Source organism: Nonomuraea cypriaca (genome assembly GCF_015645445.1).
GTDB lineage: Bacteria > Actinomycetota > Actinomycetes > Streptosporangiales > Streptosporangiaceae > Nonomuraea > Nonomuraea cypriaca.
In genome coordinates this window covers 32,456-47,372 of sequence record NZ_JADOGI010000064.1, presented here as the reverse complement: position 1 = coordinate 47,372, position 14,917 = coordinate 32,456, and the positions used below count along the sequence as shown (strand labels likewise).

The 14,917-nt window shown below is 68.9% G+C and carries 14 protein-coding genes and 1 pseudogene; 5 read left to right on the top strand and 10 right to left on the bottom strand.

Features of this window, described 5'->3' with window-relative positions:
- Positions 1 to 155 precede the first annotated feature (155 nt).
- The 3 genes and pseudogenes from ITP53_RS22040 to ITP53_RS22030 all read left to right on the top strand — a co-directional run.
- Positions 156 to 608 (top strand): annotated as a pseudogene (locus ITP53_RS22040) (transposase); the annotation flags it as partial.
- Positions 609 to 813: 205 nt separating this feature from the next.
- Entirely contained in the window at positions 814 to 1,683 is an 870-nt protein-coding gene (locus ITP53_RS60400; protein WP_207756259.1) for a helix-turn-helix domain-containing protein, read from the top strand.
- A 72-nt stretch (positions 1,684 to 1,755) separates the two neighbouring features.
- Positions 1,756 to 2,367 (top strand): dihydrofolate reductase family protein, encoded by a 612-nt coding sequence (locus ITP53_RS22030; RefSeq protein WP_195897312.1) that lies wholly within the window; start codon positions 1,756 to 1,758, stop codon positions 2,365 to 2,367.
- A gap of 25 nt (positions 2,368 to 2,392) precedes the next feature.
- Here ITP53_RS22030 and ITP53_RS22025 read toward each other — a convergent pair whose 3' ends face one another.
- The gene (locus ITP53_RS22025; RefSeq protein ID WP_195897317.1) at positions 2,393 to 3,487 is read right to left on the bottom strand and encodes an IS630 family transposase; all 1,095 of its coding nucleotides are present in this window, start codon (positions 3,485 to 3,487) and stop codon (positions 2,393 to 2,395) included.
- A 75-nt stretch (positions 3,488 to 3,562) separates the two neighbouring features.
- Here ITP53_RS22025 and ITP53_RS22020 point away from each other — a divergent pair, with 75 nt between their 5' ends.
- Together ITP53_RS22020 and ITP53_RS22015 are read left to right on the top strand one after the other, a co-directional pair.
- Positions 3,563 to 4,075: a SigE family RNA polymerase sigma factor gene (locus tag ITP53_RS22020; protein ID WP_195897311.1), complete on the top strand. Its 513-nt coding sequence runs from the start codon at positions 3,563 to 3,565 to the stop codon at positions 4,073 to 4,075.
- On the top strand, positions 4,072 to 5,292 hold the full coding sequence (locus tag ITP53_RS22015; protein ID WP_195897310.1) for a hypothetical protein: 1,221 nt from the start codon (positions 4,072 to 4,074) through the stop codon (positions 5,290 to 5,292). Before ITP53_RS22020 ends, ITP53_RS22015 begins: the two co-directional genes overlap by 4 nt.
- A gap of 100 nt (positions 5,293 to 5,392) precedes the next feature.
- On the opposite strand, the gene ITP53_RS22010 is transcribed toward ITP53_RS22015, so the two are convergent.
- From ITP53_RS22010 to ITP53_RS21970, 9 genes are all read right to left on the bottom strand, one after another.
- Entirely contained in the window at positions 5,393 to 6,817 is a 1,425-nt protein-coding gene (locus tag ITP53_RS22010) for an MFS transporter (RefSeq protein WP_195897309.1), read from the bottom strand.
- A 102-nt stretch (positions 6,818 to 6,919) separates the two neighbouring features.
- Complete coding sequence (locus ITP53_RS22005) at positions 6,920 to 7,801, bottom strand: isocitrate lyase/PEP mutase family protein (protein WP_195897308.1); 882 nt, start codon at positions 7,799 to 7,801, stop codon at positions 6,920 to 6,922.
- Complete coding sequence (locus ITP53_RS22000) at positions 7,798 to 8,385, bottom strand: HD domain-containing protein (protein WP_195897307.1); 588 nt, start codon at positions 8,383 to 8,385, stop codon at positions 7,798 to 7,800. The genes ITP53_RS22005 and ITP53_RS22000 overlap by 4 nt, the downstream gene beginning before the upstream one ends.
- Before the next feature lie 29 nt (positions 8,386 to 8,414).
- A complete protein-coding gene (locus ITP53_RS21995; RefSeq protein WP_195897306.1) occupies positions 8,415 to 8,723 on the bottom strand; it encodes a DUF4387 domain-containing protein in 309 nt (102 codons plus the stop codon).
- 8 nt (positions 8,724 to 8,731) lie between these two features.
- Positions 8,732 to 10,090 (bottom strand): acyclic terpene utilization AtuA family protein, encoded by a 1,359-nt coding sequence (locus ITP53_RS21990; protein ID WP_195897305.1) that lies wholly within the window; start codon positions 10,088 to 10,090, stop codon positions 8,732 to 8,734.
- Positions 10,087 to 10,878: an IclR family transcriptional regulator gene (locus ITP53_RS21985; RefSeq protein WP_195897304.1), complete on the bottom strand. Its 792-nt coding sequence runs from the start codon at positions 10,876 to 10,878 to the stop codon at positions 10,087 to 10,089. Before ITP53_RS21985 ends, ITP53_RS21990 begins: the two co-directional genes overlap by 4 nt.
- A 234-nt stretch (positions 10,879 to 11,112) precedes the next feature.
- Complete coding sequence (locus ITP53_RS21980; protein ID WP_195897303.1) at positions 11,113 to 13,623, bottom strand: ABC transporter permease; 2,511 nt, start codon at positions 13,621 to 13,623, stop codon at positions 11,113 to 11,115.
- Positions 13,620 to 14,312: an ABC transporter ATP-binding protein gene (locus tag ITP53_RS21975; protein ID WP_195897302.1), complete on the bottom strand. Its 693-nt coding sequence runs from the start codon at positions 14,310 to 14,312 to the stop codon at positions 13,620 to 13,622. Before ITP53_RS21975 ends, ITP53_RS21980 begins: the two co-directional genes overlap by 4 nt.
- On the bottom strand, positions 14,309 to 14,818 hold the full coding sequence (locus tag ITP53_RS21970; RefSeq protein ID WP_195897301.1) for a PadR family transcriptional regulator: 510 nt from the start codon (positions 14,816 to 14,818) through the stop codon (positions 14,309 to 14,311). The genes ITP53_RS21975 and ITP53_RS21970 overlap by 4 nt, the downstream gene beginning before the upstream one ends.
- Between the last annotated feature and the right edge of the window lie 99 nt (positions 14,819 to 14,917).

Here is a 14,917-nt window from a genome sequence, read left to right as displayed (position 1 = left end):
CCGTCCCGGCGATAGCTTGCTCGCCTTCCTGGAGAACTTGTAATTATCTCTGGCAGTCGCGCTGTCAGACCTTCGCTGGCCAGCCCTGATCCACCTTGCCCGGCATAACATCCAGCCCCAGATAATTTGCGTTATGACGGGGCCGTCATAACGGCAAGAAGGTCAACGGCCGCAAGCGATTCATCATCACCGACACCACCGGCCTGCTCATCACGGTCGCAGTGCTGGCCGCCGGCTGGCAAGACCGCGACGGCGCCAAGACTGCCCTGCTATCGGCGTACCTCACCATCCCCATCCGGTACGTCTTCGCCGATCAGGGCTTCGCCGGGCGACTGGTGGACTGGGCGCGTGACACGCTGCGCACCACCCTGGAGATCGTCCGTAAGCCCGCTGACCAGCCTGGCTTTAGCGTCATCTCCCGTAGGTGGGTGGTGGAGAGGACCTTGGCCTGGCTGACCGCCTGCCGCAGACTGGCCCGCGACTACGAACGCGACCCCGCCATCTGCGAGGCGATCATCCGCTGGGCGGCCATCGCCGGTATGGCCCGCCGCCTCACCCGAGAAGGGCCCGCCCGCCGACAGGCACGCCGCCTCTACAACTGGCCCTAAAAACGATCTTCTCAAACACGCACTAAGCCGTATCGAGGCATCTGGAGGCCAGATGCAACACTTGCCGTTTCCATTCCGTCTAGTGCGCTGACCACTTACGTTCGCCGGGTTCGGCGACACACTGGTAGGCGTGCGAGGCGTCCCGGGTCTGTGTAGCTCACTCTCGATGGCGAGCAGGTCGCTGTTGAGGGTGAGGGTTTGGTGAGTGACTCTCGTCGGCCACACTGAGTCCATGCAATACGTGGGTCGGGTCCCCTCCCCGCCACTCGACGGCTTCATCGACGACATGTACTGCCTGACCGGGGTGCCGCGCCACCGCCGGATGAACGTCCCGCCGATGCCGTCGGCACACCTGTTCGTCAACTTGGGCGGACCTGTCCGCCTGTGGGACTCCGACCCTTCGGTGCCGCCGGCAGTGTTCGTCGATGGGTGGTTCATGGGTGTATGGACCAGGCGTTTTCTCATTGAGTACCCCACCCGGGTGCGGCTCGTCGGGGTGCACTTCAAGCCTTGGGGGATTTCGCCATTCGTCGGCATGCCGGCGGCCGAGCTGCGGGACCGATGGGTGCCGGTCGACGCCGTCTGGCGACGGTCTTTGGATCGGATTCACAACCGGGTCGGCGACATCGCATCGGCCGCCGAGACACTGCGGGTGTTGGAGGAGGAGCTGCGATCGCGACTTGCTGAGGCACCGTCGCGCGGTCTCACCCTGGTCCGGCACGCAGGCGGGCGTTTGGAGACCTCCCACGGCGTGGTTCCGGTCGGTGCGCTGGCCGATGCCGCTGGAGTGAGTGGCAATCACCTGGCCACGCTGTTCAAGTCTCACGTTGGGGTCACCCCGAAGCGGGTGGCGCGGATCTACCGCTTTGCGCGGCTGATCGTGTCCGTAGACGCCCAGCGTCCGGTCGACTGGTCCGTGCTCGCTCAAACGGCGGGCTACTTCGACCAGGCTCACCTGAGCAGGGAGTTCAAGGACTTCACCGGCCATTCCCCGACGGAATACCTGGCCCTGCGGCGCCGATTCCCCGCCGCGCGGGGGTTCCCGCCGGACATCGGTCCGATGCCCACTGATTGATTTTTTGCAAGACTAGCCGCCCTCCAGGGCGACAGGATCGGGGCGAATGCGCAAGAGGACTGGAGAGAACCTGTGGGCACAGTATTCATGCACAACGTGGTGTCGGTGGACGGCTTCATCGCCGACCGGAACGACGACGTCGGGCCACTTCACGATTGGTACTTCAACGGGGACACCCGGATCACCGGAGGCGGCGACCAGCAGTACGATCATTCCGGAGCTGGAAGCGCCTTCAAGGTCTCAAAGGCATCGGCGCAGTACGTCCGGTCGATGTGGGAGTCGATCGGCACGATCGTGAAGGGCCGCCGCCTGTTCGACCTGGTGAACGGTTGGGAGGGTCATCCGCCTACGGGTGATCACGTGGTGGTGGTGTCCCACCGGCCCAAGCCCGAGGGCTGGCACCCCGAGGCGTCGTACCATTTCGTCGATGACGTGGCGGCTGCGATCGACAAGGCCCAGAAACTCGCCGGAGGGCGAGCCATCAGTGTGAACGCCGGCGAGGTGGGCGGCCAGATTCTGGCGGCCGGCCTCGTGGACGAGGTGGCGATGGACGTGGTGCCGGTGGTGTTCGGGTCGGGCAAACGCTACTTCGGCAGCATCGATGGGCAGCATCTGCTGGAGGATCCCTATGTGGTCATCCAGGGCGAGGGGGTGCTGCACCTGAGGTTCAGGGTACGTCGCTAGTGTGATGCGCCTGAAATCTTGAAGGTTAATTCTGCCCTGTCCTGTGGTCGGTTCCGACTTTGGAGAGATAGTCGGCGAGGGAGTTCAGGATCTGGTCAGCGGTTTTGGTCCAGGCGAACGGCCGGGGATTCTCGTTCCAGGTAGCGATCCACGCCTTGATGTCGTCCTCCAAAGCTTTGACGGAGGTGTGGACACCGCGGCGGATGAGCTTGTCGGTCAGCAGGCCGAACCAGCGTTCGACCTGGTTGATCCAGGAGGACCCGGTCGGGGTGAAGTGAACATGAAACCGGGGATGCCTGGCCAGCCACGCTCTGATCTCGGGAGTGTTATGGGTGGCATAGTTGTCGCACACCAGGTGGACATTCAGTTCGGCCGGCACGGCTTTGTCGATCGTGACCAGGAACTTTTTGAACTCTACGGCGCGGTGGCGGCGGTGGAGTTGGCTGATGACGGTGCCGTCGGCAATGTTGAAGGCAGCGAACAGGCTGGTGATGCCGTGCCGCAGGTAGTCGTGCGTGCGCCGATCGGGCGTGCCCGGCATCATCGGCAGCACCGGCTGGGACCGGTCAAGCGCCTGGATCTGGCTCTTTTCATCCACACACAGCACCACCGCCCGCTCCGGCGGGTTGTGGTAGAGCCCGACGACGTCGACGACCTTGTCCACGAACTGCGGGTCGGTGGAGAGCTTGAAGCAATCCTGCAGGTGCGGCTTGAGATCGAACTTCTTCCAGATACGGCCGATGGTCGATTTCGACAGTCCGGTGCGTCTGGCCATTGAGGCCCGTGACCAGTGCGTGTCGTTACCGGGGCTGGACTCCAACGTCGCGGTGATCACGTCTTCGACCTGATCGAGCAGGATCGAGGGTGGCCGGCCAGGCCGGGGCTCGTCGTGCAGGCCGTCCAGTCGCCGGGCGATGAACCGGGCACGCCAGCGCTCCACGGTCGACTCATCGACCCCCAGATCGGCTGCAGCCTGCTTGTTCGTGCCGCCCTGCGCGCAGCGCAGAATAATCTTCGCGCGCAGCGCCAGGTACTGTGCGCTCTTGGCGCGTCTGGCCCACCGGGTCAGTTGGACGCGCTCGGCCTCCTCCAGGACCAGATCGGCCTTTGGCCGACCGATACGGCCGGCGTCGGCAAGACAACAACAGAGTACAGACTTATCACCAAGATTTCAGGCGCATCACACTAGGTCGGGATGGAGGAGGATGCAGACGTGCAGGAAGATCCGCTGTTCGAGCGGTTCGTGGCCGAGCGCGTGGACGGATTACTCCGCTACGGCTACGTATTGACGGGCAACCCGCACGACGCGGCCGACCTGGTGCAGGAGGCTCTGGTCCGGCTGCGCGGCTCGTGGTCACGGGTGCGCAGGAAGAACGCGCTGGACGGCTACGTCCGGACGACGATGACGCGCCTGCACATCAACTCCTGGCGGGTGCGCAGGCGCGAGCACATCACGGCCACGCCACCCGACACCACCTATGAGGACGCCCCCAACGAGGGCTCCGGCCTCTGGGAGGCGCTGTCCAAGCTGCCGCCCCGCCAGCGTGCCGTGCTCGTACTGCGGTACTACGAGCAGTTGACGGACGCCGAGATCGCAGACGTCCTCGGTGTCTCCCGCGGGACCGTACGCAGCCAGGCCTCCCGCGCCCTGGACAAACTTCGCGGCGACCTGCCCGGAATCGTGGAGAACATGGGGTACGTCACGTGACCAACAACCTGGAGATGTCCCTGGCCGCCGAACTCGCCGCCGCGGCCCGCCACGCCCCTCGCCCCGCCGACGACCTGCTGGTACGCGTCGAGGAAGAGCACCGCAGGCGCCGCCGGCACGGCGTGGCGGGGTTCGCCGCCGCGGCGGCCGTGGTCCTGTTGACCGCCGGCGCGCCCTTTGTCATCGACGCTGCGAGAGGAACGCCGGCGACGCCCCCGCCCGCCGTCGCCACCACCAAGGCGCCGGTCCAGGAGGCGGACCCGACGTACCCGCCGATCGAGGAAGTCTGGCCCGGCGCCGTGCACGTCGTGCCCGCGACGTTGCCGAACGGCAGGCCGTTCAGGCCGGAGGTGTTCCTCGACGACCACACCGTGCTGGTCCGTACGGAGAGGGACGGCAACGCCGACAAGATGGACGGCCTGTGGGCCTACGACGTCGCGGCACGGACGGCGCGGCTGCTCGTCCAGGTCACGCCGCCGCCCAAGACCGTCGTCACCGCGTCGTTCGTGCTGGCCGACCGCGATCGGCTGTACTGGTGGACCGTGCGCAAGCAGGAGCGCAAGCGGATCGTGGACATCTGGACCGCGCCCCGCACCGGCGGCACGCAGCGCCGGCTGACCACATTCGAGGGCGTGCCCGGCTACGGCGGCATCGACCTGGAGATCGTCGGCGACAAGGCGGTGTGGACGTTGTGGGGCAAGGGCGGCGTCTTCGAGATGCCGCTGTCGGGCGACACGCCCCGGCTGCTGCCCGGCACATCGGAGTACACGCTGATCGGCTGGCCCTGGGCCGCCACCCCGCGCCACGACTACAAGCAGCGGAGCGACAAGCAGGTGATCTTCGGCGACCTGCTCAACATCGAGACGGGCAAGCGCAGCAAGGCTCCCGTCGAGCCGTTCGCCTCCTGCGGGATCAGCTGGTGCGTGAAGGGCGGCACCCTGGTGGGCCGCGAGGGCGGCGCCCGTGAGCTGCCCGGCATGCCCGACATCTCCCCACCGGCGCTTGACCGCTTCCTCACACTGCTCCAGCGCGGCAAGGACGACGGGCTGCGTGGCCAGGTTCTGTACGACCTGGCCACGGGCCGGGGCGCCGATCTCGGACTACGGCCGGCCAAGAAGGGGATGCCCACGGCGACGCTGGACTACCGGGCGCGCGGGCTGTTCCGGTACGACCGGGACGGCGAGCAGGTGATCGTGAATCTGAGCGCCATCCGGTGATCGGCTGCAACGCCGCGGTAACCCGATCCAGCGGCCGGCGCGGAGGGGCGTGAGCGTCCCCGCGCCCTGCCGTGCCGGCGTCGTCAGGGGATGAGCCGCCTCAGCTGCGGCCCTCCCGGTCGGCCGGGCCGCCCGCCTGCTGCGCGAGGCCGAGCGCCGGGTCGGCCACGGTGAATGGCGCGTCCCCGGCCTTGCCGGTCGCGGCGTCGCCCGAGTGGGCGGCCGACTCGGCGATCCAGCCCTTCGCGTAGACGAGCGTGATGACCAGGGTCAGCACCCCGTAGAAGATGAGGTAGGAGGAGAACAGCAGCGAGGTCTCCGACGTGCCGTTCAGCCAGACCGCGACGAACGGCGCCGTGCCTCCCAGCACCGAGGCCGAGATGTTGTACGACAGCCCGCCCGCCGTCACGCGGATGCCCGCCGGGAAGATCTGGCTTGTGGCCAGCAGCGCCGGCACCGCGAGGATGCCCTTGCAGGTGCCCAGGATCGCGGCGCCGAGGAAGCCGCCCGCCACGCCGTCGGCCGCGATCGCGTAGCCGGGGACGATGCCGATGATCAGCACGATCGACGCGACGATCATCGCCTTGCGCAGCCCGATGCGGTCCGCGACCGGGCTGAAGGCCAGCACGAACACCAGCACCATGAAGCTGGCGAGAAGGTTGGCGGCGTTCGCCTGGGTGGCCGACAGCGCCTTGTTGGCGTGCAGGAACGTCGGCAGGTAATTGGTCAGCAGGGTGGCGAACACCGACCAGCTGCCCATGAAGAAGGTGAAGACGAGGATGCGTCGCCAGTACTTCCTGAGCGCCTCGAACAGCGGGGTCACCTGGGCCTTGGTCTGCTCGCGCATCCGCTGCAGCGCCTGGAACTCCGGGCTCTCCTCCGTCTTGCGGCGCAGGTAGGAGCCGACGACCCCCATCGGCAGGGCAAGCAGGAAGAGGATCCGCCAGCCGTACGACTCGTACGCGGAGGCGGGCATGAGCGCCGACAGGATCGTCGAGAACAGCGCGCCCACCAGGAAGCCGCCGAAGGTCAGGGAGGTGAGCTGCCCGACGGCGACGGCCTTCCTGCCCTTCTGGCCGTGCTCGTAGACGAAGCTGATCGCCGTGGAGTACTCGCCACCCGTGCCCATCGACTGGAGCAGGCGAAGCACGAGCAGCAGCACGGGCGCGAGCCAGCCGATCGTCCGGTATTCTGGGATCAGTCCAATGAGGCCGGTGGAGATACAGGTCGCGATGATCGTGATGGAGAGCGCCTGTTTCCGGCTGAGCTTGTCGGCGATGTGCCCGAAGACGATGCCGCCGAAGGGTCGTAGCAGGAACGAGATCGCGAAGACCGCGTAGGTGTTGAGCAGGGCGATCGTCGGGTCCACGTCCGACGGGAACAGTTTCTTCGACAGGACCACAGCGACGATGCCGTAGATCCCGGCGTCATACCATTCGACGAAGTTCCCGGCTGACGCGGCGATGATCGTCCGGCGCCGCTCGGCCTTCGAAGCGGCGGGCGCGATGGGGGTTGGCGTTGACATGGTGAATGTCGCCTTCTTTGTGCAGTTGTGTGAGTCTCACCCGTGGAGCGTCTTGGGGGGTGCCGCGGGTGGAGGGGTGCGATCGGGAGGGGCCGTGCGGGGCTACCGCTCGACGGTGCTCTCCTCCAGGGCGTAGAGCTCTTCCAGGCCGATCGTTCGTTCAACGTCCTTGCGGACGCCGATGACGGTCTCCCGGTGGAATCCGGGGTCGCCGGTCTCGTGCAGGCGGGCCAGAAACTCCTTCACCGCTGCGAACGTGACGTTGGTGACGCTGATCGAGTCGTAGACGACCTTCCAGCCCCACCCTTCCAGGACGTGCGCGGGGTAGACACCGCGCCCCTGGTCGTTGCCGGTGCTGTTGACGTATACGAGGGGGATGTCCGGCAGGTTCCTGGGGGCCGCTTCGGTCTCCTCGTCGTCGCCGGGGAAGATCATCACCAGGTCCGCGCCGGCCTCCGCACACGCCCTGGCCCGCCGGATGCCCTCGGCGTAGCCGTGGGTGCGCATCGCGTCGGTGCGGGCGCAGATGACGAAGTCGGGGTCGACCCGTGCGGCGAGCGCGGCCCGCACCTTCTGCAGTAGCTCGTCGAGGGGCACGACGTGCTCGACGCCCTTGTGGTAGTGGGCACGCTTCGGATAGATCTGGTCCTCGATGTGCACGGCCGCCGCGCCGGAACGTTCCAGGGTACGCACGGCGTGCATGACGTGCATCGGCTCGCCCCAGCCCGCCCCGGCGTCGACCATCACCGGCAGCCGGGTGACGGCCCGCAGGTCGCGCATCATGCGGGCGACGTCCTCGAGCGAGAGCAGGGGCTCGGTGACAGCGCGGTTGGCGCCCATCGCGTAGCCGCCCAGGCTGAGCGCCCGGATGCCGACGTCCTCGGCGATCCTCGCCGACAGCGGGTCGGCAAGCGAGGGCTGGACGATGATGCCGTCGCCGCGCAGCAGCTCGCGGTAGCGCGCCCCAGGTGAGAGGAGGGTCATTTGAGGTACAGCTCCTCTCCGGCGTCCAGCAGCATCGAGTCGGTGTCGAGGAAGTCGACGTAGCGGACGATCAGCGCCTCGTGCGTCTGCGGCACGCCCCGCGACGACGGGGTGTGCGCGATGACGCCGTGCACCAGCTCGGTCGGCAGCCCGTGCTGCCACATCATGAACGCGCCGTACACCCCGTGCTGGATCAGCCGGCCGACGTGCCCCTTCTGGATCTTCTCCCTGGTGCCCTCGTACTCGACGATCTTGCTGACGTCGTGCAGCAGCGCGATAGCCAGCAGCGCGTCGTGGTCGTAGGGGATGCCGTGCAGGGTCTTCACGGTCTCGGCCGACGTGAGCGCGAGCTGCGCCACCGCCCGGGTGTGGGTGACCAGCGTCCAGGCGTCGGGCACTCGCTGCGGAGCGCCGGGCGCGGACGGGTTCTTGGGGATGTCGGCGATGTCGCCCCAGCCGCTTTCGGCCCACATCCGTTCCCAGATGGTCTCCACGGTGCTGCGCAGCGACTCGTCGGAGATCTGCGCGATCTCGGGCAGCAGGCCGCGGATCCGCTCGATCCTGGTATCAGCCTGGTTCTGCATGCGTTCGTCTTCTTTCTCTCGGTGGCGGCTCAGGGAATCTCCAGCCGGACGATCGGGCTGTGGAACTGGCCGCCGAAGATGTCGGTGTCTCGCAGACTGCCCGACGGCATCGGACGCGGGATCGAGATCTTGATCGCCAGCGCCACCTCGGCCTCGAACAGCTGCACCACGGCCGGATCGACCTGGTACAGCTCGGCCATCCGGGCGGCGCTGAGCAGCTTGGAGGAGACCACCCGGTCGTAGGACTCCCTGTCGTTGAACATGACGTCGATCGTCAGCTCGAAGGGGCCGGCGTTCTTGCTTCTGATGAGCCGTGCGAGCTCGTGGAGTTGCGGCATGCCGATCCCTAGAGGTTCTGGATGGTGAGCGAATAGGTGTCGCCCGGGTCGTCGATGTGCATCACGTGGTTGATGGAGAACTCGTAGACCGGTCCCGCGGCGATCGCCGGCGGCGACACGGGGAACGCCAGGTGGCTGACCAGGCCGCTGTACTCGGGGATCGGCTGGTGCAGCGCCGTGTGCCAGGCGACCGAGCCGATCGCCTGGGCCGTGTGCTGGTCCCTGGCGACGATGTCGATGAGCAGCGCGACCTCGTGGCCGGTGACGTGGGCCTCCGGCTCGAACGGCCCGAGCGTGCCGTTCTTGCCGTAGATGTTCCAGCGGATCCGGTAGTCGTCCTCCGACAGCCCGAGACTGTCGGCGACCTTGCCCTTGATGACCGCGCTCGTGGCGTCCACGAAGTGTTCGATGCGGCCCACCACCAGCGGGTCGCGCACCCCGGCCAGCACGATGGTGCGGTGACCGAGAAGGGTGGCGGCCTCCAGCTTGACCGTGTAGTCGCTCGTGGGCTCGAACGCGCTGCCGGTGACCCGTACCGCGCGGTCGGACACCGCCGTGTAGACGGCGTTGGTGGTGACCAGCGTGCCGTTCGGCTCGACCAGCCGGAACGGGTCGGCGGTCTCGTAGAAGGTGTGCGAGGCCACGCTCTGCGGGGTGCACGCCATGTCCGGGTTGGGTGGTTCGACGGTGAAACCCTCGGAGTCGAGCAGCGCGACCATCGAGTCGGGGTACTTGCGCTCGACGACGGACGCCGCGCCGCACTCCAGGATCTTCGCGGCGTGGAAGGCGATGCCCTCGGGGATGCCGCGCATCATCGGGACCGCCGCGAAGATCGACGTATCGCTGGCGCGTCCGGCGATGACCACCTTGGCGCCCTGCTCCAGGCCGTCGGCGAAACACTCGGGGCCCTGCATGGCCACGATGTGCTCCGCCGCGCGGATCGACTCCTCGCTGATCTCCGGCGCCCCGTTGAGCGGGGTGAGACCGCCATCGCGATAGGCCTTGACCACGCGCTCGGCGGGGATCTCGCTGTTGACCACGGCGAGGGGGAAGTGCCAGCCGTTCTTCGCCGCGAGCCGCCTGACGATGTCGACCGTCCGGTCGAGGTGCGGGCGGGCGCCCGCCGTTCCCGCCGAGCCGATGAGAACGGGGATGTCATGCTTGACACCTTCGGCGATCATCAGTTCGAGGTCGCGCGCGATGGCCTCGTCGGACGCCTGGGTGCCGCCCGATCCCAGGTAATAGGGGCCGGGGTCGGAGGAGCCCGCATCACAGCCGATGAAGTCGGCGCCCTCAGCGGCTTCGGCGAGGGTGTGCGCCTTGAAGCCCGTGCCGAGCTGTCCGGTCGCCGCCACTGCCTTGATCATGAAATCCTTTCCGAGGTGAAGTAGCCGGTGAGCCGGGCGGCGTGCTCCTTGAGCGTCGGTGCGAAGGCCTCCATCCGCTCCTGGGTCCAGCGGGCGGCCGGTCCGCTGACGTTGATGACGGCCACCGGCATGGCCGAGCCGCCCGCGAAGATCGGTACGGCGATGCCGTTCATGTCCGGGTAGGTGCCTCCGACGGACATCGCGTAGCCGAGCTCGCGTTCGGTGCGCAGGCGGGCGAAGAACTCCTCGGGCTCGGCCAGCGAGCTGGGTGTCATCCGCACCAGCGGGCGGGCCTGGAGCGCCGCGTCCACGTAGGGGTCCTTGGCGAACGCGAGAAACGCCCGGCCGCTGCACCCGCGGGTCAACGGGCCGCTCTCGCCGATCGTCTTCTGCGCGCGGATCGGGGAGTGCGCGAGGCTGCGCACGATGCACACCCGGTCGGGCCAGACCGGCACGCACAGCACCGAGGTCTCGCCGGACAGGTCGCGCAGCGTGTCGAGGGCCGGCGCGGCCTGCTCGGCGAGCAGTGCCTCCAGCGGACTGGTACGCAGCCACCGGGCGATCGACGGACCGGCGAAGTAGGTCTGGCCTCCCGGCCGCTGGGAGGCGAACCCCGACTCCACGAGGGTCGCGAGCAGGCGCGAGACCGTGGCCTTGGCCAGTCCGGTGCGCACGGCGAGCTCGGTCAGGGTGGGCGGGGTCTCCGCGCCCAGGATCTCGGAGAGCACCTGCAGCCCGCGCGACAGCGTCCGCGTCGTCGAGCTGTCCTTGCCCCCCTCGGGTTTCATCTGATGGAACTCATCTTCCACTGTACGGCCCATGCGGGCGACAGTAATGACCCAGGACACGTGGTGTCAACGGTTCCCGGCAGCCGGAGACCGCCCTGACCTGCTCGTCGGGGCGGTGGCGTACCAGGTCGGGCGGTCGCCCGTCCCGCATCCAGGCCGAGGTCGCGTGCCATCCGCTCCGGCACGCCGACCGTCACCGCTTCCGCGGTGGTCGCCGGCAGTCCGGGATCCGTGTCACAGGAGCCGGCGGGCGAGGGGCAGTCTGGTCCGGGTGATCAGCGCCGCCACAGTCGCCAGTGCGGGCAGTCCCACCACCACGGCGATGACGAATGGCCATGGTATGGCGATTGTGGCGGGATCTCCGGCGCCGTACGTCGTCATCGGCCGGCTCAGCGCCACGCCCGTCACCGTTCCCGCGACCAGCCCTACCAGCGCGCCGAGTCCGGAGATGTAGAGGGCCTGGCCGGCCACGACGAGCCGGATCGTCCCTGGCGGTGCGCCGATGGCCGTCATCGTCGCCCGCTCAGGCCGCGTATCGGCGGCTGCCAGGCGGGTGGCGGCCAGGGTGCCGCCGACGACGAGGACGAGGGCACCGCCGAGCCAGCCCCACACGCCGGGGTCGGGCACATTGCGATAGCCCTCCTCGGAGGCGACCGTCACGCGGGGGGTCACCTTGGCCAGATCGCGTGACAGCGTCGAGTAGGCCGGCAGCCGGTGCATGACGTAGAGCTGCCGCTCCGCTGTCGTGAAACCGGCCTGTTCGGCCAGGGTACGCGGCAGCAGGGCCCCGCCTTGGTGCTCGTCGGCGGGCGTGGCCAGTACCGCGGGCACTTCCAGCTTGCGTGCGGGGGCGGACGTGGAGCTCGCCCGCAGCGTCAGCCTGCCATCCCGTACCGCGGCCGCGTCGAACACCACGGCCTTGCCACTCGCCAGCGCCGCGGCTGCCTGCGGGTCGTGGCGCCCTTGCAGGAGCCTGAGCAGAGCCTGGTCTCCGATGGCCGCCGTACGGCGCGTCCGTGTCCCGTTCCATCGCACTGTGTACCGCAGCGCGTAGCGGTGGCCCTGGGCGTCCTTCGCGTGATAGCCGCCGGCCAGCGGCACACCCGGCAACCGGCGGGCCGTTTCGGCGCGAAGCCGGTTCCAGGCCGCGTCGCCCATGTTGCCGCCCCAGATCGCCAGCATGCCGGTCGGGCGCGCCGAGGTGTAGGCGTTGCGCCGGTCCGTGTATTCGCTGTAGGCGCCGATGCCCATGGCCACGACCGTGGCCGTGACCGCCATGACGGCCGCCACGGCGCTCGCCGTCCGGGATCGGTGGCGGACCGCGTCGCGGACGGACACCCGCAGCGGAAGCCGTAACCGCGTGGCCACCCGTCCCGTGAAGCGGACCAGCCATGGCGTCAACACCACCAGCCCGATCATGACCAGCACCGCGGAGGCCCACACCCACACCGAGCCCGGCTGGCGCCGCGCCACCACGGTCGCCCCCAGCCCGGCCAGCACCAGCACGGCCCCCGCCAGGGGCCATCCCGGCCGATCGGCCACCGCGGACGCGCGGCCGGCCAGTACGGTCGCGGTGTCCTGCCGAGCCGCTTGTACGGCAGGCACCAGCGCCGCCACGATCCCGGCGATCAGGCCCAGCACGGCGACGCCCAGAACCGGCGCCCACGGCACCTCCGCCGGGCCGGCCTGCCCGCCCCAGCGCGCCACCACCCTGGCGCCCAGCACTCCGGCGCCGATGCCCAGCGCCGTCGCCACCAGGGTGGCCGCACCGCCGAGGACCAGTCCGTCGGCCAGCACGATCGTCCGCAGGTGCCCGGCCGAGCCGCCCTGCGCCGCGATCTCGGCCAGTTCCGTGCGCCGTCTCCTGAGCCCGACCGCGAAGGCGGGCCCGGCCAGCAGCACGGTCTCCAGCACCACCATGATCACCATGGCGCCGAGCCCGACCGTGTGCTGGACGTCCAAGGGGGAGAAACGAACCAGGGTGCGCGGCGAGTCCGGGAGCGTGGCGCGGGAGGTGATGTACAGGCCTGCGCTGTTCAGCGTGGACACGTCGGTCCAGGACACGGGCTTCGCGGTGTCGGCGAGCCAGCCGGGGCCGTACATGTTCGGATCCGGAGTCCAGAAGTCGTTCAGGGGCGCCAGCGGCAGATCGGGACCCACGACCTCGCGCAGCGAGGGCCGGTGCGGGTGCTCGACCACGCCCACCACCGTCAGCGGCGCCGCGCCGGACGGCCGCAGGAGGTCGCCGGGCCGCAGGCCGAGCGCGGGTGTCACCGCGACCTCGCGGGCGGCGGGAAATCTGCCCTCGCCCAACGTCAGCATCCCCCTGGTGAGGGGATCGCGCAGGTCGGTCTCCAGCGCGTCGACCCGTTCGGTGCCCAGCCGGAGCACGCCGGTGCTGAAGGGGATCAACCGGGTGCCCGGTCCGAGCAGGGCCGCCACCTCGGCGGCACCGAGCTCGGGGGCGGCCGCTCCGTCGTCGTCGCCGCCCGTGCTCCAGCTCGCCCCGTCCGGCTGCTGCTGGAGCACCGTGCCCTCAGGTGTCTGGACGAGGCGGGCGTCGGCCGTGCCCAGCTCGGCCACCAGCCCCTCCCGTGGGGTGACGTTCATGGTCTCGATGAGGGTGAAGACCCCCGTGATCACCAGGACGGGTAAGCCGATCATCACCATGATGAGCGCGCTTCGCCCCCGGGAACGCCACGCGTTTCTGCGGGCGAGGCGCAGCGCGACCAGTACGACGCTCATCGGGCGCTCACCAGCGGCGTGTCCGTGGTGTCCGTGATCATCCCGTCGCGGAGGAACACCACACGATCGGCCCAGGCGGCGTAGCGCGGCTCATGGGTGACCAGCAGAACCGCAGCGCCAGAGTCACAGCGAGCGCGCAGTAATTGCAGGATCTCATCGCCGGTGCGCGTGTCGAGCGCGCCGGTCGGCTCGTCGGCCAGCAGCAGACACCGCGCGCCGACCAAGGCGCGGGCGATCGCGACCCGCTGGCGCTGGCCACCGGACAGCTCCTCGGGGAAGCGGTCGGCCAGGTCCGCCGCATCGATCTCCGCCAGCACGGCCATCGCCTCCTCCCTGGCCAGGCGTGAGCGCACGCCGTCGAGTTCGCGCGGCAGCATCACGTTCTCCGCCGCCGTCAGCGACGTGATCAGGTTGAGGTCCTGGAAGACGTAGCCGACTTCGCGGCGCCGTAGTGCCGCGAGGTCGCGCATGGTGGCCAGGTCATGCTCGCCGACGTGCACCGTCCCCGACGTGGGCCGGTCGAGCCCGCCCGCGAGGTTGAGCAGGGTGGACTTGCCGGACCCGGACGGGCCCATGACCGCGACCAGCTCCCCCGCGTCGACCTCGAGGCTCACGCCCTTCAGAGCGTGTACGGCTGCAGCCCCTTCGCCGTGGACTCTGGCCACCTCAGCCAGCCGTACGACCGTCATCTTTCCTCCTTGAGAACGGACTCGCAGTGGTCCAGCCACCGTTGCTCGGCCTCGGCCTGGAAGATCATGGAATCGAGCACGAGCCGTTGGGCCGCGCCTTCCGTGGCAGCTCGCTTGGCCCTGGTCAGCTGCTGGAGGGTGCGCATGGTCGCCGTACGCTGCTTGTGGATGACCTCGGCGACGTCCACCTTCTTGGCAGCGACGGCCATGGCCAGCTTGATGACCAGCTCGTCCCGCGGCCGGTCGGATTGGACGACCGGGGAGCTGAACCATCGCACCATTTCCTCGCGGCCGGTCTCGGTGATCGTGTAGACGACCCGGCCCTGCTCGTCCGACTCGCCTGGCGCGACCAGGCCGTCGCGCTCCAAGCGGGACAGCGTCGTGTAGACCTGGCCGATGTTGAGCGGCCAGGTCGCTCCGGTCGACGCCTCGAACTCGACCCGCAGTTGGTAGCCATGCCGGGGTCCCGCGCTGAGTAGGGCGAGCAGCCCGTGTCTGACCGGCATGAGTACTAAGTATGCATACGCAGTATGCGCATCTCAAGGGGTCCGCCGCGGTGAGGTTCAGCCGACCTCCGAGAGTCCGATGTGCCGCACGCAGCCGGC

Coding starts and splice junctions, on each gene's coding strand:
- ITP53_RS22020 (WP_195897311.1), top strand. CDS start 3,563: ATGGAGGAGGATGCAGACGTGCAGGAAGATCCGCTGTTCGAGCGGTTC.
- ITP53_RS22010 (WP_195897309.1), bottom strand. CDS start 6,817: ATGTCAACGCCAACCCCCATCGCGCCCGCCGCTTCGAAGGCCGAGCGG.
- ITP53_RS22005 (WP_195897308.1), bottom strand. CDS start 7,801: ATGACCCTCCTCTCACCTGGGGCGCGCTACCGCGAGCTGCTGCGCGGC.
- ITP53_RS22000 (WP_195897307.1), bottom strand. CDS start 8,385: ATGCAGAACCAGGCTGATACCAGGATCGAGCGGATCCGCGGCCTGCTG.
- ITP53_RS21995 (WP_195897306.1), bottom strand. CDS start 8,723: ATGCCGCAACTCCACGAGCTCGCACGGCTCATCAGAAGCAAGAACGCC.
- ITP53_RS21990 (WP_195897305.1), bottom strand. CDS start 10,090: ATGATCAAGGCAGTGGCGGCGACCGGACAGCTCGGCACGGGCTTCAAG.
- ITP53_RS21985 (WP_195897304.1), bottom strand. CDS start 10,878: ATGAAACCCGAGGGGGGCAAGGACAGCTCGACGACGCGGACGCTGTCG.
- ITP53_RS21980 (WP_195897303.1), bottom strand. CDS start 13,623: ATGAGCGTCGTACTGGTCGCGCTGCGCCTCGCCCGCAGAAACGCGTGG.
- ITP53_RS21975 (WP_195897302.1), bottom strand. CDS start 14,312: ATGACGGTCGTACGGCTGGCTGAGGTGGCCAGAGTCCACGGCGAAGGG.
- ITP53_RS21970 (WP_195897301.1), bottom strand. CDS start 14,818: ATGCCGGTCAGACACGGGCTGCTCGCCCTACTCAGCGCGGGACCCCGG.